The sequence below is a fragment of the Kitasatospora sp. NPDC023118 genome (assembly GCF_055560875.1).
In genome coordinates, this window is record NZ_JBVHHW010000019.1 from 125,041 (window position 1) to 146,034 (window position 20,994).

General features: G+C 73.2%; 17 protein-coding genes. 4 read left to right on the forward strand and 13 right to left on the reverse strand.

What is annotated here, in order from left to right; all coding sequences use genetic code 11:
• Positions 1 to 6 precede the first annotated feature (6 nt).
• The 3 genes from ACZ3UD_RS24700 to ACZ3UD_RS24710 all read right to left on the reverse strand — a co-directional run bounded on the left by ACZ3UD_RS24700 (position 7) and on the right by ACZ3UD_RS24710 (position 3,557).
• On the reverse strand, positions 7 to 1,317 hold the full coding sequence (locus tag ACZ3UD_RS24700) for a deoxyguanosinetriphosphate triphosphohydrolase (RefSeq protein WP_465591601.1): 1,311 nt from the start codon (positions 1,315 to 1,317) through the stop codon (positions 7 to 9).
• A gap of 158 nt (positions 1,318 to 1,475) precedes the next feature.
• Positions 1,476 to 2,474, reverse strand: a complete 999-nt coding sequence (locus ACZ3UD_RS24705) for an SGNH/GDSL hydrolase family protein (protein WP_465591604.1) — start codon at positions 2,472 to 2,474, stop codon at positions 1,476 to 1,478.
• 138 nt (positions 2,475 to 2,612) lie between these two features.
• On the reverse strand, positions 2,613 to 3,557 hold the full coding sequence (locus ACZ3UD_RS24710; RefSeq protein WP_465591607.1) for a PAC2 family protein: 945 nt from the start codon (positions 3,555 to 3,557) through the stop codon (positions 2,613 to 2,615).
• A 702-nt stretch (positions 3,558 to 4,259) separates the two neighbouring features.
• Here ACZ3UD_RS24710 and ACZ3UD_RS24715 point away from each other — a divergent pair.
• Positions 4,260 to 4,994, forward strand: coding sequence for a GNAT family N-acetyltransferase (locus ACZ3UD_RS24715; RefSeq protein WP_465591610.1), 735 nt, complete (start codon positions 4,260 to 4,262; stop codon positions 4,992 to 4,994).
• A gap of 4 nt (positions 4,995 to 4,998) precedes the next feature.
• On the opposite strand, the gene ACZ3UD_RS24720 is transcribed toward ACZ3UD_RS24715, so the two are convergent.
• On the reverse strand, positions 4,999 to 6,252 hold the full coding sequence (locus tag ACZ3UD_RS24720) for an ADP-ribosylglycohydrolase family protein (RefSeq protein ID WP_465591613.1): 1,254 nt from the start codon (positions 6,250 to 6,252) through the stop codon (positions 4,999 to 5,001).
• A 125-nt stretch (positions 6,253 to 6,377) separates the two neighbouring features.
• Here ACZ3UD_RS24720 and ACZ3UD_RS24725 point away from each other — a divergent pair, with 125 nt between their 5' ends.
• Entirely contained in the window at positions 6,378 to 7,373 is a 996-nt protein-coding gene (locus ACZ3UD_RS24725; RefSeq protein WP_465591616.1) for a hypothetical protein, read from the forward strand.
• 16 nt (positions 7,374 to 7,389) lie between these two features.
• Here ACZ3UD_RS24725 and ACZ3UD_RS24730 read toward each other — a convergent pair whose 3' ends face one another.
• The 6 genes from ACZ3UD_RS24730 to ACZ3UD_RS24755 form a co-directional block, all read right to left on the reverse strand.
• Positions 7,390 to 7,875 (reverse strand): ribonuclease, encoded by a 486-nt coding sequence (locus ACZ3UD_RS24730; protein ID WP_465591618.1) that lies wholly within the window; start codon positions 7,873 to 7,875, stop codon positions 7,390 to 7,392.
• Between the two features lie 232 nt (positions 7,876 to 8,107).
• A complete protein-coding gene (gene ppdK, locus ACZ3UD_RS24735) occupies positions 8,108 to 10,816 on the reverse strand; it encodes a pyruvate, phosphate dikinase (RefSeq protein WP_465591621.1) in 2,709 nt (902 codons plus the stop codon).
• Positions 10,817 to 11,378: 562 nt separating this feature from the next.
• Positions 11,379 to 12,548: a tRNA dihydrouridine synthase DusB gene (dusB, locus tag ACZ3UD_RS24740; protein WP_465591624.1), complete on the reverse strand. Its 1,170-nt coding sequence runs from the start codon at positions 12,546 to 12,548 to the stop codon at positions 11,379 to 11,381.
• Positions 12,549 to 12,637: 89 nt separating this feature from the next.
• On the reverse strand, positions 12,638 to 13,411 hold the full coding sequence (locus ACZ3UD_RS24745; RefSeq protein ID WP_465591627.1) for a DUF4097 family beta strand repeat-containing protein: 774 nt from the start codon (positions 13,409 to 13,411) through the stop codon (positions 12,638 to 12,640).
• Positions 13,412 to 13,413: 2 nt separating this feature from the next.
• Positions 13,414 to 14,058 carry a response regulator gene (locus tag ACZ3UD_RS24750; RefSeq protein WP_465591630.1) on the reverse strand — a complete coding sequence of 215 codons (645 nt, stop codon included), beginning with the start codon at positions 14,056 to 14,058 and terminating at the stop codon, positions 13,414 to 13,416.
• Positions 14,046 to 15,269 carry a sensor histidine kinase gene (locus ACZ3UD_RS24755; RefSeq protein ID WP_465591633.1) on the reverse strand — a complete coding sequence of 408 codons (1,224 nt, stop codon included), beginning with the start codon at positions 15,267 to 15,269 and terminating at the stop codon, positions 14,046 to 14,048. The genes ACZ3UD_RS24750 and ACZ3UD_RS24755 overlap by 13 nt, the downstream gene beginning before the upstream one ends.
• Before the next feature lie 135 nt (positions 15,270 to 15,404).
• Between ACZ3UD_RS24755 and ACZ3UD_RS24760 the strand changes: the two genes are divergently transcribed.
• Entirely contained in the window at positions 15,405 to 15,959 is a 555-nt protein-coding gene (locus ACZ3UD_RS24760) for a hypothetical protein (protein WP_465591636.1), read from the forward strand.
• A 386-nt stretch (positions 15,960 to 16,345) separates the two neighbouring features.
• Here ACZ3UD_RS24760 and ACZ3UD_RS24765 read toward each other — a convergent pair whose 3' ends face one another.
• Complete coding sequence (locus ACZ3UD_RS24765) at positions 16,346 to 17,224, reverse strand: helix-turn-helix transcriptional regulator (protein ID WP_465591639.1); 879 nt, start codon at positions 17,222 to 17,224, stop codon at positions 16,346 to 16,348.
• 110 nt (positions 17,225 to 17,334) lie between these two features.
• On the opposite strand from ACZ3UD_RS24765, the gene ACZ3UD_RS24770 reads away from it, so the two are divergent.
• Complete coding sequence (locus tag ACZ3UD_RS24770) at positions 17,335 to 18,801, forward strand: MFS transporter (RefSeq protein WP_465591642.1); 1,467 nt, start codon at positions 17,335 to 17,337, stop codon at positions 18,799 to 18,801.
• A 561-nt stretch (positions 18,802 to 19,362) separates the two neighbouring features.
• Here ACZ3UD_RS24770 and ACZ3UD_RS24775 read toward each other — a convergent pair.
• Both ACZ3UD_RS24775 and ACZ3UD_RS24780 read right to left on the reverse strand, forming a co-directional pair.
• Positions 19,363 to 19,956 carry an alpha/beta fold hydrolase gene (locus tag ACZ3UD_RS24775; RefSeq protein ID WP_465591645.1) on the reverse strand — a complete coding sequence of 198 codons (594 nt, stop codon included), beginning with the start codon at positions 19,954 to 19,956 and terminating at the stop codon, positions 19,363 to 19,365.
• Between the two features lie 24 nt (positions 19,957 to 19,980).
• Positions 19,981 to 20,913 (reverse strand): phosphatidylinositol-specific phospholipase C, encoded by a 933-nt coding sequence (locus ACZ3UD_RS24780; RefSeq protein WP_465591648.1) that lies wholly within the window; start codon positions 20,911 to 20,913, stop codon positions 19,981 to 19,983.
• Positions 20,914 to 20,994 lie beyond the last annotated feature (81 nt).

The window sequence follows — 20,994 nt, forward strand, 5'->3', positions numbered from 1 at the left end:
CCGCGCTCACGCCCAGGCGGCGCCGACGAGTCTGGCGTGCAGGGCGAGGGCCGAGGCGTCCGTCAGGGTGGCGATCTGGTCGACCACCGTGCGCAGCGCGGCGCGGTCGTCCTCGGCCTCGTGATACATCGCGGCGAAGACCGGGTCCAGCCCCTCGGGGGCGCGCTGGGTCAGCACGTACGCCAGCTCGGCGATCACGATCCGCTGGCGGGCGCGCAGCTGGGCCTGCTCGTCGCGCTGCATGACGAAGCGGACGGCGACCGCCTTGAGCACCGCGCACTCCAGCCGGACGTCCCTGGGCACCACCAGCTCGGCGGTGTAGCGGGTGAGCCGGCCCGGGCCGTAGCGGGCGCGGGTGGCCTGCTCGGCGGCCAGGCAGAAACGGCCGATCAGCTGGCTGGTGAGGTCCTTGAGCCCGGCCCGGGCGCGCGCGGTGCCGTCGTAGCCTCGCGGCCACCAGTCCTGGGCGAGCAGCCGGTCCAGGGCGGCGGCCAGTTCCTCCGGCCCGGCGTCCGGGGCGTAGCGCTCGGCGACCTTGAACAGCTCGGCGCGCTCGCCGGGGGCGCGCAGCGCGGCCGGGTCAATGTGGCCGGCCTGGAGGCCGTCCTCGACGTCGTGGGTGGAGTAGGCCACGTCGTCGGACCAGTCCATCACGGTGGCCTCGAAGCACTTGCGCCCGGCCGGGGAGCCGGCCCGCAGCCAGCGGAAGACCGGCAGGTCGTCGGCGTAGACGCCGTACTTGGGCGAGGCCGGGTCGGTGGGGTGGGCGCCCTTGGTCCACGGGTACTTGGTGGCGGCGTCCAGGGCGGCCCGGGTCAGGTTGAGGCCGACGCTGCGGCCGGGCCAGGGGGCGAGCCGGGCGGCGGGCTGGTCGTCCTGGGGCGCGAAGCGCTTGGGTTCGAGCCGGGTGAGGATGCGCAGCGACTGGGCGTTGCCCTCGAAGCCGCCACAGGCCTCGGCGGCCTGGTCGAGGGCCTCCTCGCCGGTGTGGCCGAAGGGCGGGTGGCCGATGTCGTGGGCCAGGCAGCCGGTCTCCACCAGGTCCGGGTCGCAGCCCAGGGCCGCACCCAACTCCCGGCCGACCTGGGCGCATTCGAGCGAGTGGGTGAGCCGGGTGCGCGGGAAGTCACTGCGCATCGGGGCGACCACCTGGGTGGTGCCGGCCAGCCGGCGCAGCGCCGCCGAGTGCAGCACCCGGGCGCGGTCGCGCTGGAACGCCGTACGGCCGGGGCGTTTGTCCGGTTCGGGGACCCAGCGGGCCTCGGCGGCGTGGTCGTACGGGAGCGGGGCGGCGAGGCGGTGCGTGGTGTCGTCCATATGCACGTCACGGTACGCCGCGCCTCCGACACGCGGGGTGTGCCGCGCGCGAAGGGGCGCGGGCCAGGGCGTGAATGGGGGGCGGCGCGCCGGTGTCCCTCCCCGCTAACCGCTCGCACCCGGACGGCCCGGTTCCCGCGCTCCTCCCCGGGGCGCGCTCAGCCCCGGACGGCCTTCAGCACCGCGGCGGCCGCCGCCTCCTGCCCCTTGGCGTTGGGGTGCACCGGTGCCAGTCCTCGGGCCGGGAAGGGCGGCTCGATCCAGCGGGCGTCCTCCCCCGCGCACATGTCGTGCCCGGCCGAGGGGCCCGCGGTGTCCACGAAGACCGCCCCGGCGGCCTCCGCGCGCTTCCTGAGCATCCCGTTGAGCTGCTGCTCCTTCTCCACCAGGAAGCCCACGTCCGCCGGCGCGACCGTCCTGCCGAGCACCGGCGCGCAGCTCGTCGGGTCGGCCGGGAGCAGCGCCGGGTAGCCGACCACGTAGACCCGGGCCTGCGGGGAGCGCCGCCGGATCTCCTGGAGGATCTGGGAGACCTGCTCGCCGGTCGCGTCCACCCGGGCCTGCAGCTGGTCGCCGCCGCCGGCGGAGTAGTGCTCCCGGCAGGGCGCGTCCGCCCGGCCGTCGCTGACCAGGCCCTTCACCGCTTCCACCAGGTTGTCCTTGGCGCACTCGGTGACGACCTGCATGAAGCCCGCGTCGTTGCCGCCGATCCCGACGGTGACCAGCCGGGTGGCCGGGGTCAGCGCGTCCAGCTGGGCCGGGTTGGGCCCGCCGTCGGTGTTCTGCGGGGCCCGCAGGTCCCCGGTGCGGGCGCCGCTGCAGCTGACGTCCCGGAACTGCGCGGGCGGCACGTCGAGCGCCTTCGCCACCAGGGCGGGGTAGTCGACCCCGGAGCGGAAGCAGCCGCTGGGCTCGCCGACCTGCGGGGTGATCTTCATCCCCGCCGTGTACGAGTCGCCGAGCGCCACGTACGGGCCGGTGGGCGTCGGGGTGGGAGTCGGCGTGGGTGTCGGGGCCGCCTCGGCGGCTGCCCGGCCGGGCGCGCCCGCGAAGCCCGGCCCCGAACCGTCCGAACCGCCCCCACCGCCGCACCCGGCCAGCAGCAGGGCGGCCACCCCGGCCGTCACGGCGACGGTCGGGCGTGTGGTCCTCGGCATGGCGTCCCTCCGGGGGTACGACTCGCGGGTGGCTCCGTACGGTGGCCCGTCTCCCGGGCACCCCGGGGTCCAACGTACGGGCCCGCAGGATGACTCCCGGCAGGCCCGAACCGCACCGCGCCGCTTACCCCGCGCCGCCTACTCCGCGCCGCGCTCGTGCTCGGCGAGGAACTCCTCGAACCGCCGGCCCAGCTCGTCCGCCGAGGGCAGGTCGACCGGCTCGGCGAGCAGGCTCTCCCGGCCCTCCGCGCCCGCGACCGCGTCGTACTGGCCCTCCATGCCGCGGATCGCCGAGCGCAACTCGCCGTCCCCCTGGGACAGCTGCTCCTCGATGTCGGCGTAGACCTCGCCGACCCGCTCGCGCAGCAGCTTGCCGGGCAGCACCAGGCCGGTGGCGGACTGCACCGCCTCCAGGATCAGCACGGCGGCGGCCGGGTAGGCCGAGCGGGCCACGTAGTGCGGGACGTGCACCGCGAAGCCCAGCACGTCGTGCCCGGCCTCGGCGAGGCGGTACTCCAGCAGGGCCTGGGCGCTGCCCGGGACCTGCGCCTGCTCGAACCACTGCGGGTAGCCCGCCGCGAGGTCGAGCCGGTTGCCGTGCGGGGTCAGGCCGACCGGGCGGGTGTGCGGCACGCCCATCGGGATCCCGTGGAAGTCCAGGACGAGGCGGACCTCGAAGCGTTCCACCAGCTCGCGGACGGCGCGCGTGAAGCGCTCCCACTCGACGTCCGGCTCGGGGCCGCTGAGCAGCAGGAACGGCGCGCCGGCGGCGTCACGGACCAACTGGAGCAGGATCTCCGGCGGGTCGTAGGACGTCCACTGGTCGCGGTCGAAGACCATCGCGGGCCGGCGGGCCCGGTAGTCGACCAGGCGGTCGTGGTCGAAGCGGGCCACCACCTGGGGCGAGCCCGTCTCCAGCAGGTGGGCCACCACCTGGCCGCCGGCCTCCCCGGCGTCCATGAAGCCCTCGAAGTGGTGGAGCAGCACCAGGCCGGCTCCGGTGTCGCGCAGCTCCGCCGTGGCCGCGGCCACCGCGGCAACGCCCTGCTGATCCAGCTCGTACAGCGCCTGGAAGTCACGCACCGCGCACCCATCCCCGTTCTCTGCTCGTCCCGATCCGTCCGGCTTCTCGTCCTGTCCAGCGTGCCGGGCGGCGCCGGAATTCCCGCTGCGGCGAACGGTCCGTCGGACGACCCGGCCGACGACCCGGCCGACGACCCGGCGGGCGGCTCGCCCGAGGGCCGTTGCCGACCGCTCCGGACCATGATCGCACCCGAAGGAAAAGCCCCTGGTCACGGGTGTTCAGCAGGCCGATCCGGGGCGCGCCGCGGCGGCCCGCGCCGCCATTCGCGTGCCGCGAAGTGACGCACCGCCTTCTGGCGGGTATCGTCCTCTCGCTGCCTCGCATCGTCGCGTCGTCGTCACGTCGTCCGTAACGCCGTCGATCACGACCCGGATCGGTGCTCCGGCAGCCACCCACGACGCATCTTGCCTTCACCTGGCCGCCTGCTTCCCTTCGCGCACTCGTTTCCTTCTCGGCCATTTCGCGGACGCACACTGTCCCTTCGCTCTTCCCGCCGGACCGGTCCGAGGATCCGTGTCCGTTCCGGCACCCCGCGCCGCCCGTTCCGGGCCACCGCCCCCCGCACCACCCGACCGGAAGCCTCCGGCGCGCTCGGGTACCCGGAGGACGGAAACCGGAGCGGGGCGAAGCCAGTCCACCGCACCCCGTGCCGCACCCCGGCGCGGGAGGCACCCTACGACCGATGAAGGACCGAAGGTTCCGTGCCCGTACCTGTCATCCTCACCGGCCGCACCGTGCGGCTGGAGCCCCTCGCCGCTCACCACGCCGAGGCCATCGCCGCGGCCGGCGCCGAGGACCGTACGACCTACGCCTTCACCCCCGTCCCGCACGGCCTGGAAGCCGCCCGCGACTACATCGCGCGGGCGCTCGCAGACCAGGCCGCGGGCCGGTCGGTGCCGTTCGCGACGGTGAACGTCGCCGACGGCCGGGTGGTCGGCTCCACCCGGTTCCTGGAACTCGACTACTGGCAGGGCCCCCTGGTGTGGCCGCCGGCACCCGGCGTGCCGTTCGGCGATCCGGCGACGGCCGTCCCGGACGCCGCCGAGATCGGCAACACCTGGCTCTCGCCGCGCGCCCAGGGCACCGGCATCAACACCGAGGCCAAGCTGCTGATGCTGCGGCACGCCTTCGAGACCTGGGGCGTGCAGCGGATCTCGCTGCGCGCGGACGCCCGCAACCTGCGCTCGCGGGCCGCGATCGAGCGGCTCGGGGCCACCTCCGAGGGCGTCCGCCGGGCGCACTCGCGCGGGCTGGACGGGGTGGTGCGCTCGACCGCGTTCTACTCGATCCTGGACTCCGAGTGGCCTGCCGTCCGGGACATCATCGAGCTGCGGATCGCCGCCGCCACCTCGCCGAGCGCCCCGGATCCGGCGATCAACCAGGAGTGCCTTAGACAAGGCGGCAGCGGCGCCGGGCAGCTGATGATCACGGCCTGAGGGGCTACGGCCACCCCTGGTCCCCGGCCACCATGCGGAGGAGGCCTTCGGGGACCTTGTGCTCGCCCGTGTAGTGCTTGGGGTACGCCTCGACCAGCGCGGACACAGGCCGCCAGCCGCCGCCCTTGATCGGGGCGACTCGCACGCGCCAGATCTCGAATCCCGTCCAGCTGCGGTGCAGGTGCAGGGCGCCCTCGGCGGTGTAGAACTCCCACCGTCCGTCGATGTCCCCGGAAATCCGCCCGGACCTGACCCGTCGCCACTGCTCCTCGGTCCAGACGAGGTCCGGCACCGGGCAAGGGCGGGGCAGCCGCAGCGGTTTCAGGTACGAGTCGTCCGCGGGAGCCGCCCGAACGCTGCCCGACTCCGGGAACGCCCAGCCGGGCAGCGGTTCGCGGGCGGCCGTCCAACTCGCGGGGATGCCGTGGGTGCCGGTGTGCGCGGCCACCACTGCCCCGGTGATGGCAGCCACGGTGTCCATGTCGCCGCCGGCCGCGATCGCCTCCCAGACGGCCGACCGGTAGTCGGTGAGGTTCCGGGCGGCGCACCACACGGCGTACGGGACGGTGTCGACGGCGGAGGTCCGGCTGCCGTTGCCGAGCACGAGGGCGACTGTCCGCCGGTCCGCCTCGTCCACCAGCCGGACCGCTTCGGCGAGGGCCTCGCGCACGACGCCGTGCGGAGTGAGCTCGACCACCGCCTCCAGGAAGGCCTTCGGCGTCATCGGCTCGGTCCGGGCCCGCACCGCGTACGCGGCGGCCACCGCGACCGCGATCGCACCGTCCACCGCCTGCGGGTGGGTATGGGTGATCACCGCGGTGTCGGCCGCGGGCCGGACCACGGCGGACGGGTCGTCGGCGTACGCCGCCCCCAGCGGAGCGACCCGCATCGCGGCGCCGTTGCCGTACGAGCCCTGGCCGTCGAAGAGTCCGGCGGCCAGAGCCTCGGCGTCGCCGCCCTCGCGGATCAGCCGGAGCAGCCGGTTGGCGGCAGGGCCGTAGCCGCGATCGAAGTCGTGGCGGCGGGCGAAGGCGTGGGTGAGGTCGAAGGTGTCGATCGTGCCGCGTTCGCGGTGGGCGGCGCACACCGAGCAGGCCATCTCGGTGTCGTCGGTCCACGGCCAGGGGCCGGGCGGTTCGGTACGGGAGGCGAGGTGGGCCCGGGCGGTTTCCTGGACGAAGAATTGCGCGCCGAGGGCGTCGCCGACGGAGAGGCCGTTGAGCGCGTCGAGCGCGGGGCCGTGGGGTTCGGTCATCATGTGGGGCCAAGCTCAGCCGCTGGACCGCCGTTTCGTCAACACCACTGTCCGTCAACACCGCTGGGCCGGCGCCCCCGACGGGGGATGTTTCGCATACCTCCGATCCGGGCGGGCAGCACCGGGGTGTGACCCGCGCGAACCCCCTCGACCCCGTCGTCCTGCTCGGCGCCGACCAGCAGCACATCGCCACCCGGGCGCAGCTGCGCCGGCTCGGCGTGCCCTCCGGCACCATCGCCCACCGGCTGCGACCGGGCGGGCCGTGGCAGCAGGTGTTGCCGCGGGTGATCTGCCTGCAGAGCGGAAGATTGACGATCCATCAGAGACTGCGGGCCGCGCTGGCCTACGCGGGTCCGAAGGGGCGGGAGCCGCAGCCCGGGGAGGTGCTGCTGACCGGGTTCGCGGTGCTGGCCGACGCCGGGCTGCCGAGCGCCGGGCATCCGGCCGACCTCGCCGAGGTGGACGTCCTGATTCCCGGTCAACGCCGGGTGGGCGACCGGGCGTTCGTCCGGGTCCACCGGGCGGCCGGGGTGATGCCGGGCGGCTTCGAGCGGGACGACGGACTGTGGAGCGCCACGGTCGCGCGGGCGCTGGCGGACCTCGCGCCGCGGGAGACCGGGCCGCGCCGGTTCCGGGCGCTGTGCGCCGAGGCCGTGCAGCAGCGGCACTGCGAACTCGGCGAGCTGCTGGACCAGTTGCTGGCCCGGCCGGACGCACTGGCGCTGCCGCAGGTGGCCCGGGTGGTGGAGGACCTGACCGCCGGGGTCCGTTCGGTGGTGGAGGGCGAGGCCCGCGAAGTGCTTTCCCGCGCGGGCCTGCCCGAGCCGCTCTGGAACCCGGTGCTCTTCCTGGACGGCCGCTTCCTCGCCGTCCCGGACGCCTACTGGCCGCACGCCCGCGTGGCACTGGAGATCGACTCCCGCGCCTACCACCTGCGCCCGGCCGACCACGAACGCGGCCTGGCCCGCGCCAACCGCCTCACCGCCGCCGGCCTCCCGGTGGTCCGCACGACCCCGACCCAACTCCGCCGCGACCCGGCACCGGTGCTGCACGAGCTGACCGCCCTGGTCACCACCGGCCCCCACGGCCGGCCCGGCCGGATCAGCTGGCGCCGGGCGCGGTGATCTCGGCGGGGTCTGCTCAGCAGCGGGGGTCGATCTCCTGGAAGGTGGCGTAGTGGTCCGGGGACCAGTACTGCTCACCGGAACCGCCGGTGACGACGCGACGGGTGCCGCGGTCGTTGGAGCCCGGGGTGACCACGGTGAACTCGTGGTAGTAGCCGTCGGCCTTCCTGGGGAGGCGGCTCTCGCGGTTCTCGAAGACGATGCCGTCCCGGTTGTACGGGTACGGGCCGTTCTTGGCGATCAGGGCGAGGGTGTCCTGGGCCTGGCTGGGCAGCTTGGTGCGGCAGACGTCGGCCAGCGCCGGGTCGGCGGGCGCCCAGCTGCCGCCGCCGGACGGCGCGGAGGACCTGGGGGCCGAGGGCTTCGCCGCGGTGGTGGTGACGCTCGCGGCGGCCTTGGGGTGGCTGCTGCCCCCCTTGCCGGCGAGCAGGTAGCCGGCTCCGGCGAGGACCGCCAGGATCAGGACGGCCACGACGACGAGCGGGCTCTTGCTTCTGGTCATGCGGACCAGCTTGGCAGGCGCCGCCGCCCGGCTGAGCGAGCCGCACACGTGGCCGAGGCCACACGGCGCCGTGCGCAGACGTACGGCCGGGCGGGGACGGACGCCGTTGTCCGTCCCCGCCCGGCCGTGTTACGTACGCCGGTTCTCCTGCGCCGAGCTCCGGTGTACGCCCTCCCGACGGGAGGGTGAGCGGTCAGTCGTACCCGCGCTTGAGTAGGGGATGCCTACCCTCTCAGCGCGAGTCGCTGCCCGCCGACTCGATGGCGGCGCGGCCGGCCTCCAGGCGCGCCACCGGGATCCGGAAGGGGGAGCAGGAGACGTAGTCCAGCCCCACCTCGTGGAAGAAGTGGACCGAGTCCGGGTCGCCGCCGTGCTCGCCGCAGACGCCGAGCTTGAGGTCGGGGCGGGTGGCCCGGCCGGCCTCGACGGCGTGCTTGACCAGGGAGCCGACGCCGTCGCGGTCGATGGTCTCGAACGGGGAGACCCCGAAGATGCCCTTCTCCAGGTAGGCGGTGAAGAACGAGGCCTCCACGTCGTCCCGGGAGAAGCCCCAGACGGTCTGGGTCAGGTCGTTGGTGCCGAAGGAGAAGAACTCCGCGGCCTCGGCGATCTGACCGGCGGTCACCGCGGCGCGCGGCAGCTCGATCATGGTGCCGAGCTTGATGTCCAGCTGGACGCCGGTGGACTGGGCGACCTCGGCGAGCACCCGCTCGCACTCGTCGCGGACCAGCTCCAGCTCCTGGACGGTGCCGACCAGCGGGATCATCACCTCGGGGCGCGGGTCCCCGCCGGCCAGCTTGCGCTCGGCGGCGGCCTCCGCGATGGCGCGGACCTGCATGCCGAAGAGGCCGGGGATGACCAGGCCGAGGCGCACGCCGCGCAGGCCCAGCATCGGGTTCTGCTCGTGCAGCTTGTGCACCGCCTGGAGCAGGCGCAGGTCGTTCTCGTTCGGGTCCTTGCGGGCCTCGGCGAGGGCGACGCGCACCGACAGCTCGGTGATGTCCGGCAGGAACTCGTGCAGCGGCGGGTCAAGCAGGCGGACGGTGACGGGCAGGCCGTCCATCGCCTGGAAGAGCTCCAGGAAGTCGCTCTTCTGCAGCGGCAGCAGGGTGGAGAGGGCGAGCTCGCGGCCCTTGTCGTTGTCCGCGAGGATCAGGCGCTCGACCTCCTTGCGGCGCTCCTCACCGAGGAACATGTGCTCGGTGCGGCACAGGCCGATGCCCTGGGCGCCGTAGCGGCGGGCGCGCGAGCCGTCCTCGGCGTTGTCGGCGTTGGCGCGCACGGCGAGGCGGCGGCGGCCGTCGGCGTGCGACATCAGCCGGTGGACGGCCTGGACCAGTCCGCCCTGGACGTCGGCGCCGGCGTGCAGGGTGCCCTCGAAGTACTCGACCACGGGGGACGGCAGCACGGGTACCTCGCCGAGGTAGACCTTGCCGGACGCGCCGTCGATGGAGACGATGTCGCCCTCCTCGACCACCAGGCCGTCGGCGGTGGTGAAGCGGCGGGCCTTGGTGTCGACCTCCAGCTCCTCGGCGCCGCAGACACAGGTCTTGCCCATGCCGCGGGCGACGACGGCGGCGTGCGAGGTCTTGCCGCCGCGCGAGGTGAGGATGCCCTCGGCGGCGATCATGCCGTCCAGGTCGTCCGGGTTGGTCTCGCGGCGGACCAGGATGACCTTCTCGCCGGAGCGGGACCACTTGACGGCGGTGTAGGAGTCGAAGACGACCTTGCCGATCGCGGCGCCCGGCGAGGCGGCAAGGCCCCAGCCGATCTGCTTGGACTCGGCGGTCGGGGCGAAGCGCGGGAACATCAGCTGGGCCAGCTGGCCGCCGGTGACGCGCATCAGGGCCTCGTCCAGGTCGATCAGGCCCTGGTCGACCAGCTGGACGGCGATCCGGAAGGCGGCCGCGGCGGTGCGCTTGCCGACACGGGTCTGCAGCATCCAGAGCTTGCCGCGCTCGATGGTGAACTCGATGTCGCAGAGGTCGCGGTAGTGGTTCTCGAGCTTCTGCATGATCGCCATCAGCTCGTCGTACGACTTCTTGTCGAGCTTCTCCAGCTCGGACAGCTGCAGGGTGTTGCGGATGCCGGCGACGACGTCCTCGCCCTGGGCGTTGGACAGGTAGTCGCCGTAGACGCCCTGGGCACCGGTGGAGGGGTCGCGGGTGAAGGCGACGCCGGTGCCGGAGTCCTCGCCGAGGTTGCCGAAGACCATGGTGCAGACGTTGACCGCGGTGCCGAGGTCGTTCGGGATGCGCTCCTGGCGGCGGTACAGCCGGGCGCGGTCGCCGTTCCAGGAGTGGAAGACGGCGTGGATGGCGAGGTCCATCTGCTCGCGCGGGTCCTGCGGGAAGGCCCGGCCGGTCTCGCGCTCGACGATGCCCTTGAACACCTCGACCAGTTCCCGGAGGTCGGAAGCGTCCAGGTCCAGGTCGTTGGCGGTGCCCTTGGCGTGCTTGGCCTCGTCCAGGGCCTCCTCGAACAGCTCGCCGTCGACGCCCAGGACGGTCTTGCCGAACATCTGGACCAGGCGGCGGTAGGAGTCCCAGGCGAAGCGCTCGTTGCCGGACTGGGCGGCGAGGCCGGCCACCGAGGCGTCGGAGAGGCCGATGTTGAGGACCGTGTCCATCATGCCGGGCATGGAGAACTTGGCGCCGGAGCGGACCGAGACGAGGAGCGGGTTGTCGGCCTGGCCGAGCTTCTTGCCCATCTCCTGCTCAAGGGCCTCCAGGTGGGCGCTGATCTCCTTGTGCAGCGAGGACGGCTCACTGCCGGTCTCCAGGAAGACCTTGCAGGCCTCGGTGGTGATGGTGAACCCCGGGGGGACGGGGAGGCCCAGGTTGGTCATCTCGGCCAGGTTCGCGCCCTTGCCGCCAAGAAGATCCTTGAGGTCCTTGTTTCCTTCGGTGAAGGAGTAAACAAACTTCTGCTGGGACGGCACGGGTCGGTCTCCTCGTACGCGGTTGCCCTGACGCCGGAGAACATACCCATTTCGAAGGCACTTCTCTGCCCTGAATAGGCCACACGAGGCTGGTACCGATGGGTAACCCGCTAGATCGAAAGCGCATAAAGGCGTTCACCTCTGTTGGTGAAATCGTCCGCCTGACGCTAGCCAGTGTTCAAGTCTTGAAGACAACGAAACCCAAGATCGCCCGATTCGGACGCTGGGTAGCGGTCGTGCGTCCGCCGCGTTGCCCCGGCTTGATTTCCTGCACCCGGATCGACCGATGAGCCCGGATCGGCTTCGGGAAGCGATCCACCGCCGACCTGTCCATTTCGTCCACTGACCGACCGTCAGTCGCAACTCCGTGTGGCAAGCGTCACCAGCGCATCTCACCGGCCGAACGTAGATGGCCTCCGCCGATCGTCGCACTCCGTCCAGGAATGTGCTCGTTCCGTGACATTGGAGCGCCAAAAAGGAGCCCTCCTGTCCAGAATGGACAAGAGGGCCAGGACCGACTGGCGATCGGGCCGAGGGGACCCATTTCGCCGGTACGGACAGATCACCCGCCAGAAGTGTCCGATTCGGCGTCCGCGCCCGGCCGGGCGCAGTCGTACGGATCGTCCAACCAGTTCTCCGGCAGGACCACCCGGTTGTTGCCGCTGGTGCGCCCGCGCGGGCCGTCCGCGCCGATCGGCCAGGACTGGGTCTGCTCCACCTGGGCCAGCGTTTCGGCCAGATCGGCCAGCGAGGAGGCGTTGGCGAGCTTCACCCGCAGCTCCGAGCCGACCGAGAAGCCCTTGGTGTACCAGGCGACGTGCTTACGGAAGTCGATCACGCCGCGCGCCTCGTCCCCCAGCCACTCGCCGAGCAGCTGGGCGTGGCGCACCATCGCCCGGGCCACGTAGCCGAAATCGGGGCGGGCGTAGTCCACGTCGCCCTCGAAGATCGACACCAGGTCCTTGAACAGCCACGGCCGACCCAGGCAGCCGCGGCCGACCACGACGCCGTCGCAGCCGGTCTCGCGCATCATCCGCAGCGCGTCGTCGGCCGACCAGATGTCCCCGTTGCCCAGCACCGGGATGTGCGCCGGGACGGACTCGCGCAGCCGGGCGATCGCCGACCAGTCGGCCGTCCCGCCGTAGTGCTGGGCGGCGGTGCGCCCGTGCAGGGCGATCGCGGCCACGCCCTCCTCCGCGCCGATCCGGCCGGCGTCCAGGTAGGTGAGGTGGTCGTCGTCGATGCCCTTGCGCATCTTCATGGTCACCGGCAGGTCGCCCGCGTTGGCCACCGCCTCGCGCAGGATCTCGCGCAGCAGGTTGCGCTTGTACGGCAGCGCCGAGCCGCCGCCCTTGCGGGTGACCTTGGGGACGGGGCAGCCGAAGTTCAGGTCGATGTGGTCGGCCAGGCCCTCGTCCGAGATCATCCGGGCGGCCTTGCCGACGGTCACCGGGTCCACCCCGTACAGCTGGATCGAGCGCGGCTTCTCGCTCGGGTCGAACTTGATCAGCTGCATGGTCTTGGCGTTGCGCTCGACCAGTGCCCGGGTGGTGATCATCTCCGAGACGTAGAGGCCCTTGCCGCCGCTCTGCTCGCGGCACAGGGTGCGGAACGGCGCGTTGGTGATGCCGGCCATCGGTGCCAGCACGACGGGTGGCCACACCTGGATCGGGCCGATGTCCAGCGGCGCGAACTCGGTCTCGGGCGCGGTGGGTGCGGGCGTGGCTGTCATGCGCGGCTGACCTCGGGTAGGGGGACGGGACTCTCCATTGTCCCCCACCCGGGTGAGCGGCCTCTTCCCTGTATGAGTGACGTCCCCCGCTACGGCACCGGATTGATCGTGATCGAGCCCGAGGTGACCGAGGCGTGGAGACGGTTCGTGCTGGCGGCGTCCGCCAGGGTCGGATCGATCCGGCCGCTGCCGCTGCCGACCTCGCTGGAGAAGGCGTAGCGGCTGTCCTTCGGCAGAGTCATGTTCACCGAGCCGGAGGTGGCCCGGGCGTCCACCGCCTGCGGGGCCTTGGCGAAGGACAGCTCCACCGACCCCGAGGTGGTCTGCGCGGTCACCTGCGCCGCGTTCAGGTTGGTGCCCTGGATCAGCCCGGAGGTGGCGTGCGCCCACACTCCGCCGGAGGTGTCCACCAGCAGCAGCTCGCCGGAGCTGAGGTCCACCTTGACGTCCCCGCTCAGGCCCTCCACCATGACGGAGCCGGAGCCCACCGACCCGGTCACCTCGGTCGCGGCCGGCACCTCCAGCTCGATCTCGGCGCCGCAGCCGAAGTCCGCGAAGGGCAGCACCCTGCGGCAGTGCATCGAGACGTTGAGCTCGTCGCCCCTGAAGACGGTGGACACCACCGGCTCGCGCATCATCCAGTCCAGCCGCTGGTGGACCACTACATGGCCCTCCCGCCCGGCGTGCACCCGAACCTGGGCGTGGCCGGTGTCCAGCTTCACCCGGCGGATCGCGATGTCGTACGGCTGGGTCGTGCTGGTCCGCTGCTGCGCCGCCATCGACCAGGTCTGCAGTCCCGCGCCGAGCATGACCAGGACGATCGCGAACGTCCCGGTGACCCGCCAGGCCTTCACCCCGCCCACGGCTACCCGACCTCCAGGAACCGCAGCACCGCCATCACCCGGCGGTGGCTGTCGTCGGCCGGCGGAAGGTCGAGCTTGGTGAAGATCGAGTTGATGTGCTTGGCCACCGCGCTGTCGCTGACCACCAGGGAGGCGGCGATGGCCGCGTTGGAGCGGCCCTCCGCCATCAGGGCGAGGACGTCCCGCTCACGCGGGGTCAGCTTCTCCAGCGGGTCCCGGTGGCGGCGCAGCAGCAGCTGGGCCACCACCTCCGGGTCCAGCGCGGTGCCGCCCTCGGCGACCCGCTGAAGCGCGTCCACGAAGTCGTCCACATTGGCCACCCGCTGCTTGAGCAGGTAGCCGACACCGCTGGTGTTGGTGGCCAGCAGGTCCGCGGCGTAGCGCTCCTCCACGTACTGGGAGAGCAGCAGCACGGCGACCTCCGGCCACTGCTGCCGGATCACCATCGCCGCCTTGACGCCCTCGTCGGTGAAGCCCGGGGGCATCCGGACGTCCGCGACCACCACGCCGGGGCGGTGCTCCTCGACGGCGGCCAGCAGTTCGACGGCGTCCCCGACGGCGGCCACGACCTCGAAGCCCACCGCCTCCAGGACCTTGACCAGGCCGACCCTCAGCAGGACCGAGTCCTCGGCGATCACAGCGCGCACGGCAACTCCACGGTGATGGTGGTGGGACCCCCGAGGGGGCTGAGAACGGACAGCGTGCCGTCGACCGAGGCGGCGCGCTTGCGCAGACCGGTGAGCCCGGTGCCGCGCGAGGGATCCGCGCCGCCCACGCCGTCGTCGCTGATGACCAGGCGCAGCCGGCCGCCGGCCGTGCGCACCGACACCTCGACCTGCTTGGCGCGGGCGTGCTTGGCCACGTTGGTGAGCGCCTCGGAGACGGTGAAGTAGGCGACCGCCTCGACGGTCGGGGCCACCGGGGCGGACAGGTCGACGTCCAGGCGCACCGGCAGCGGGGCGCGGGCGGCGATGCCGGACAGCGCCGCGTCCAGGCCGCGGTCCTCCAGGACCGCCGGGTGCAGGCCGCGGACCAGGTCGCGCAGCTCGTCGATGGCGGCCTGGGCCTCCTCGTGGGCGTCCACGATCACCTGCATCACCTCGGGCGGGACGTCCTTGAGGGTGCGCCGGGCCAGGCCCAGGTTCATCGCCAGGGAGGTCAGCCGCTGCTGGGCGCCGTCGTGCAGGTCGCGCTCGATCCGGCGGCGCTCGGCGTCCACCGCGTCGACCAGCCCGGCCCGGCTCTCGGCGATCTCCTCGACCCGCTGCTCCAGCCGCTCCGCCCGGTTGGGGCCGAGCAGCAGCCGGGCCGCGCGGGCCTCCAGCCAGGCCAGCAGCGCCGCGCACCAGGGGGCCGCGACCGCCAGCAGCACGCCGCCGACCGTGAACCCGACCAGTACGGGCCACTCCCCGTACAGCGAGCTGGTGGTCGGCATCAGCCAGCTCCAGCCTGGCACGGTGGCCAGCACCAGGGCCGCGCCCCAGGCGTACACCACCACGAGCGCGCCCAGCGCCAGCAGCGGGCCGACCACCAGGTGGTAGACGGCCTGACGCCAGGTCAGCACCAGGCGCAACCGGCCCAGCAGCCAGCTCGGGGAGTCCCCGGGACGCGGCGGCGGCACCTCCACCCCGTGCAGGGCGCGCAGCCGGCCGCGCTGGGCGGCGGTCAGCGGGCGGGTGCACAGCAGCACGACCGCGAGGACCGGGAAGAGCAGCTTGGACTCGGTGACGGCCAGCCAGACCGGCAGGGCCAGGGGTATTCCGGCCGCTATGAAGCGGGTGTCCCGCCAGGCCCCGGCCGACCACGGCGGGCGGCGGAGGCTCCTGACGAGCGCTCGGCGCAACGTGGTGGAGGGCATGGCGGACAGCGTAGGGCCCGGTGATCAAGAGCCGCCATGAAGGGGGGTGCCCGACGGGGGTGTAGCTAGGTACACCCTCGGTTCGGTGTGGGGCACCACCGACAGGAGGCCCCTCCGGGCGGAAGGCTTGGGGGCATGACGAGCACTGCATCGCACTCCGCCACTCCGCCGCACGGGCGGCCCGTCCCCGGGAACCACGGGGGTGCTGCCGGGGGCGCGCTCCACCCGGCGTCGGGGCCGGAGGGGACGCTGCCGACCGGGGCCGGGCCCTGGTCGGTCCGCAGCGTCGGGTCCGGCCGCGGCCGGGCCGCGCTGGAGCTGTACCAGTACGGCGAGTTGGCCGACGTCCTGGTCGCCGCCCGGCTCACGCCGCAGCTGGTGCGCGGCGCCCGGCGCAGCCCCTCCGCCGGGAACCGCTCGCACGCGTTCGCCTGGGGGCGGCTGCCGGCCGACGGCGCGGCGCCCTCGGTGCTGTTCACCGGCGGGCGGCGGCTGTTCCGTACGGGCCGTTCGTTCCGGACGGCTTCGGCGGCCCAGGTGGTCACGGTGGCCGGGTGCTTCTGGCTGGCCTGGGCCGAGGGGCCGTTCGACGCGGTGCTGGTCGAGCACCCGGCGGGCGGGCCGGCCGAGCGGCTGCCGCTGCAGCGGGTGCGGGAGCGTCAGGTCGCGGTGGTCGGGGGTGCGGCATGAGCATCGCCGTCGTCTCGGGTGCCCCGGCGTACGTCCTGCCGGAGCGCTTGCGGCAGGCGCCGCGGCTGGCGGCCGTCGCGCTGCTGCCCTGGCTGATGATCCTGGCTGTCAACCACGAGACCCCGTGGGTGGTGCTCGACCTGCTGGAGTTCGCCGGCCTGCTGTCACTGGACGCGCTGCTGCTCCGGCGCAGCCCCGCCGCGCTGTGGGCGGGCGCGGCGGTGGCCCTGCTGCTCGCCGGGGACGCGCTGGTGGACATCACCTTCGCCGGGCCGGGGCACGCGGTGCTGGCCGCGCTGGTGATGGCGTTCTGCGTCGAACTGCCGCTGGCGGCGGTGTGCCTGCTGCTCGGGCGGGAGGCGATACGCGGCCGGCGGGCGGCGGGCCTAGAGGCTCGTCGGCAGCCGGTCCATCAGCGCGCGGGTCTCCTCGTCCAGCGGGGTGTAGCTGATCATGCGGGTCCCGAGCCGGGGGCTGAGCCAGAAGTTGGTGTACTCGCAGCGCAGCAGGCCGATGCCCGGCACCTGGAAGCGCTTGATCCCGTTGCCCGGCCGCATCACCTCGTGCCGCTGCCACTCCTCCTCGAAGTCCGGCGACGCCTTGCGCACCCGGGCCAGCAGTGCCTTCCAGGTCGGCTCGGCGGGGTGGTCGGCCATCGCCGCGCGGAACCGGGCCACCATGCCGAGGCGTTCGGTCCGGTAGTCGATCAGCACCTCGCGGAAGTGCGAGTCGGTGAAGGCCAGCCACATCAGGTTCCGGTCCTCGGGCGGCAGCTCCTCCAGCCTGCCGACGAAGCCGGTGTACTGCGCGTTGTACGCCAGCACGTCGTAGCGGGAGTTGAGCACCACGGCCGGGTACGGCGCCAGCTGCTCCAGCACCAGCCGCACGCTCGGCGTGACCGAGGGGCAGTCCTGGATCGGCGCCGGGTCCTCCGCGCCGGCCAGGGTGAACAGGTGCGCCCGCTCGCTCGGGTCCAGCAGCAGCGCCCGGGCCACCGCGTCCAGCACCTGGGTGGACACCTGGATGTCCCGGCCCTGCTCCAGCCACGTGTACCAGGTCACCCCCACGGCGGCGAGCTGCGCGACCTCCTCCCGGCGCAGCCCCGGGGTGCGTCGGCGGCCGGTCATCGGCAGGCCCACCTGTTCGGGTGCGATGCGCTCCCGGCGGCTGCGCAGGAACGCCGCCAGGTCGTGCCGGCGGGCGTCGCCGGAGGTGCTGCGGTGCGGCGCGGTCGAGCCGGGACGGGCTTGCGCAACGGGGGTCATCAGGCTCATGGTCCCAGCATGCGGCAGTCCGCATCCTGTTGCCAGGTACTTCTTATACCTGGATAACCACACTCTGGTACCAGGGTACGGCGAGGCGGATCGTATGACCCGTGACTCAACCACTCGCCGTCGCCCCGGCCTCGAACCGGACCGCCCCCACAGCCGCCCCCCACACCTCGTCGTCAGGCACCGCAGGGCCCTCCCTCGGCACCGCCGGACTGGTCACCGTCCTGCTCGGGGCCTTCCTCCCGATGCTCGACTTCTTCATCGTCAACGTCGCCCTGCCCACCATCGACAAGGACCTGGCCGCCGGACCCGCCGTCCTGGAGCTGGTCGCAGCCGGCTACGGCATCGCCTTCGCCGTCCTGCTCGTGCTCGGCGGGCGGCTCGGCGACATCTTCGGCCGCCGCCGGCTCTTCGTCGCCGGCGCCGCCGCCTTCGCGCTCACCTCGCTGGCCTGCGGCCTCGCCCCCGACGCGTGGTCGCTGGTCGCCGCCCGGGCCGCCCAGGGCGCCTCGTCCGCGCTGCTGATCCCCCAGGTGCTCGGCACCATCACCGCCGCCACCGACGGCGCCCGGCGCGGCCGCGCGCTCAGCATCTACGGAGCCGTCGGCGGGATATCCGTGGTGATCGGGCAGGTGCTCGGCGGGATGCTGGTCGCCGCCGACCTGTTCGGCACCGGCTGGCGCTCGGTCTTCCTGGTGAACGTGCCGTTCGCGCTGCTCGCCGTGGTGCTGGCCGTCCGGTACGTGCCCGAGAGCAAGGCCACCCAGGCCGCCCGGGTCGACGTGCCCGGCACCGTCCTGCTCACCGCCACCCTGCTGGCCCTGCTCATCCCGCTGATGGAGGGCCGCGCGGCCGGCTGGCCGCTCTGGTCCTGGCTGCTGCTCGCCCTGTTCCCGGTGCTGGCCGTCGCCTTCGCCCTGGTCGAGCGCCGCGCCGAGCAGCGCGGGGACACCCCGCTGGTGCCACCGACCCTGCTGCGGATCCCCGAGATGCGGCGCGGCCTCGGCATCGCGCTCCCCTACTTCGCGGGCTTCGGCGGCTTCATGTTCAACATCGCGGTCGCCATCCAGCAGGGCCTCCACCTCGGTGTGGTCGCGGCCGGCTGGGCGCTCGTCCCGATGGCCGTCGGCTATTTCTGCGCCTCGCTGTCCGGCCCGCGCCTGATCGGCCGCTGGGGCAGCCGGGTGCTCAGCGCCGGCGCCGTCATCCAGGCCGTCGGCCTCGCCACCCTCGCGCTGACCATCCTCGCCGACTGGTCGCACTTCTCCCCGCTGCGGATGGCCCCCGGCGTCGCCCTCGCCGGCGTCGGGCAGGGCCTGATCGGCACCCCGCTGTTCCGGGTCGTCCTCTCCAAGGTCCCCGCCGCCCGGGCCGGCGTCGGCAGCGGCGTCCTCGCCACCAGCCAGCAGTCCAGCCTCGCCCTCGGCGTCGCCACCCTCGGCACGCTCTACCTGTCCCTCGCCCCCACCCTCGGCATGGACCGGGCGCTCGCCCTGTGCCTGGGCATCCAGCTGGTCGGCTCCTTCACCATCCTGTACCTGACCACCCGCCTCCCCCGCACCATCGGCTGAGCCCGGCGGGCCCCGCGGGGCCCGGGCGACGGCTCACGGCCCCGCGATCGGTTCTCCGCCGATCGCGAGGCCGTTCTCGTTTCCCCGCTTGCTCCCCTCTTGCTCCCCTCATGCCCCCCGCTTGCTCCCCGCTTGCTTTCCCCTTGTTTCCCCTGACGATCGAGTCCGTCGAGCCAGCCGCCGACCAGGCCCCGCACCAGCGCCGAGCCCAGCACCTGCTCCCCGTACCGCGCCGTCACCGCCCGACGCCGCCGGCCCGGCCGCCGACCTCGCCCAGTCCCTCCTGGTCACCTGCTGGAACCTCGGCATCGCCGCCGCAGCCTTCGCCGGCGGCCCCCTCCTCGACCACGCCGGACCGGCCACGCTGCCCTGGTCGGCCCTGGTCCTGCTGGCGCTCGCCCTGGCGGTGACGGCAGCCACCCGACGGCCCGGGCTTCCCGGACGGCGGTGACGCTCGTTCGTGTGAAATCGCCGCACGGTGCTCGCAATCGCCGCACGACGCGCTCCCCGGCCACGACGCCCTGCGCCTCCTCGCCCCGGGCCTTCCGGGAGGCCCGGGGCTCAGTGGGTGGCCAGCGAGCCGATGAAGCGGTCCAGCCGTTCGACGACCTGCCGCAGGGCGTCGACCGAGGCGAGCGGGTCGTCGTCGTGTTCCAAACCGTGGTCGGCGCCCGGCAGTTCCAGCACCTCGTGCCCGGTCGAGTCGGCGATCCCGCGGTCCCACAGCTTGTCGGCGCTCCCGCCGACGAGGAGGGTCGGCGCCTGGGCCCGGCCGAGCGCTCGGGCCACGTGGTCGAGGGTGAGGACGGGCGTCAGCCAGGCCGCCGGGAGCACCCGGTCGGCGGCGAGGCCACCGGCGAAGGAGCCGAGGGACTTGCCGACCAGCAGCCGGCAGGCGCCCTGCTCGGCGTCGACGGCCCCGGCGACCTGCCGCTCCACCCAGGCGATCCGCTCGTCCATCGCGAAGTCGGGGAATCCGTCCGGGATTTGCCACCACAGCTCCTGGACCGTCCAGCCGTGCCGAAGCAGGACGGCTCGGGCGAAGTGCAGCAGTGGCCGGGCGGGCGAGTAGCCGGCGCCGGGGATGACGAGCGCGACGCGCTCGGGGTCGCCGTCGTAGCGGGTGGGCAGGGTCAGCGGAGCGGAGGCAGCCATGGCCGGAGGCTACCGCCCGGACGGTCAGTGGGCGGTGAAGTTCCTGTCGAGGAGCAGCTGCAGCACGTCGGCGTGGAAGTCCGGGAAGTCCATCGGGACGATGCCGAGGTGAGTGGGCTGTTGGCGGCGGGCGGCGAGGTAGTCGCGGATGGGTGGGAGGATGGCGTCGGCGTTGACCTTGGGCCAGCCGCCGTTGGCGTAGCTGGTGAAGTTGACGTACATCCGCGGGGAGGCCTGGTCGCCGGAGGCGCGGTCGAACCAGTCGATGACGGCCTGGGACTTGGCGGCGAGGCTGATGCCCTGGAAGGTGTCCTGGGTGGTGAACCAGGGGTTGGTGGCGCTGGACCACTGGATGACCGACCAGGGGTTGGCGAAGTCGGCGGCGAGGACGATACGGCCGCGGGCCTGGCCGAGGGTGGGCCACCAGGGGTTGGTCCAGAACAGCGGGCGGTAGCCGAGATCGTCCAGATAGTGGTTGATCCGGCGCTGGAACTCGGGGGCTTCGAGCCGGTTTCCGCCCGCGTACTCGTTCCTGATCCGCATGACGACGGCCTCGCCGGGGCGCGTGGCGAGGAAGGCGCGGCACTGGTCGAGGACGTCCTGGAGGCGCAGGTACTGGTAGGCATCGCTGTGGTAGATGCCGAGTTCGTCGGTGGTGCCGGCCAGGCCGTTGCAGCGGATGTCCAGGAAGCGGATGCCGCGCTGGAGTTGCTCGGGCAGGCCCCAGTTCTGGGTGTGGGACCACTCGGTGCCGTGCCAGGGGTCGGTGCAGCAGGAGTCGTGGGTGCCGGGGATGGTGAGGGCGGTCAGCGGGGTCGGGTCGGCCAGGGAGGACATCCAGGCGGACGGGTCAACGGCGGTGGCGGCGCGGGCCGTTACGGGCAGGAGGAGCCCGCTGACGGCCGGGAGGGCGGCGGCTCCCCAGCGCAGGACGTCGCGACGGGTGGGGCTGCTCATGGGCGCTCCCTCGTCTCGGCCTCGCTCGACCTGTTGTGTCCTCCAGCGGGTGTGCTCGACCGAGCGGGTCACGAAACCCCT

What these genes read in the sequence shown, in the direction of transcription:
- ACZ3UD_RS24775 (WP_465591645.1), bottom strand. Translation starts at nt 19,956, where the DNA reads ATGGCTGCCTCCGCTCCGCTGACCCTGCCCACCCGCTACGACGGCGAC.
- dusB (WP_465591624.1), bottom strand. Translation starts at nt 12,548, where the DNA reads ATGACAGCCACGCCCGCACCCACCGCGCCCGAGACCGAGTTCGCGCCG.
- ACZ3UD_RS24730 (WP_465591618.1), bottom strand. Translation starts at nt 7,875, where the DNA reads ATGACCAGAAGCAAGAGCCCGCTCGTCGTCGTGGCCGTCCTGATCCTG.
- ACZ3UD_RS24705 (WP_465591604.1), bottom strand. Translation starts at nt 2,474, where the DNA reads ATGCCGAGGACCACACGCCCGACCGTCGCCGTGACGGCCGGGGTGGCC.
- ACZ3UD_RS24780 (WP_465591648.1), bottom strand. Translation starts at nt 20,913, where the DNA reads ATGAGCAGCCCCACCCGTCGCGACGTCCTGCGCTGGGGAGCCGCCGCC.
- ACZ3UD_RS24760 (WP_465591636.1), top strand. Translation starts at nt 15,405, where the DNA reads ATGACGAGCACTGCATCGCACTCCGCCACTCCGCCGCACGGGCGGCCC.
- ACZ3UD_RS24765 (WP_465591639.1), bottom strand. Translation starts at nt 17,224, where the DNA reads ATGACCCCCGTTGCGCAAGCCCGTCCCGGCTCGACCGCGCCGCACCGC.
- ACZ3UD_RS24700 (WP_465591601.1), bottom strand. Translation starts at nt 1,317, where the DNA reads ATGGACGACACCACGCACCGCCTCGCCGCCCCGCTCCCGTACGACCAC.
- ACZ3UD_RS24720 (WP_465591613.1), bottom strand. Translation starts at nt 6,252, where the DNA reads ATGATGACCGAACCCCACGGCCCCGCGCTCGACGCGCTCAACGGCCTC.
- ACZ3UD_RS24755 (WP_465591633.1), bottom strand. Translation starts at nt 15,269, where the DNA reads ATGCCCTCCACCACGTTGCGCCGAGCGCTCGTCAGGAGCCTCCGCCGC.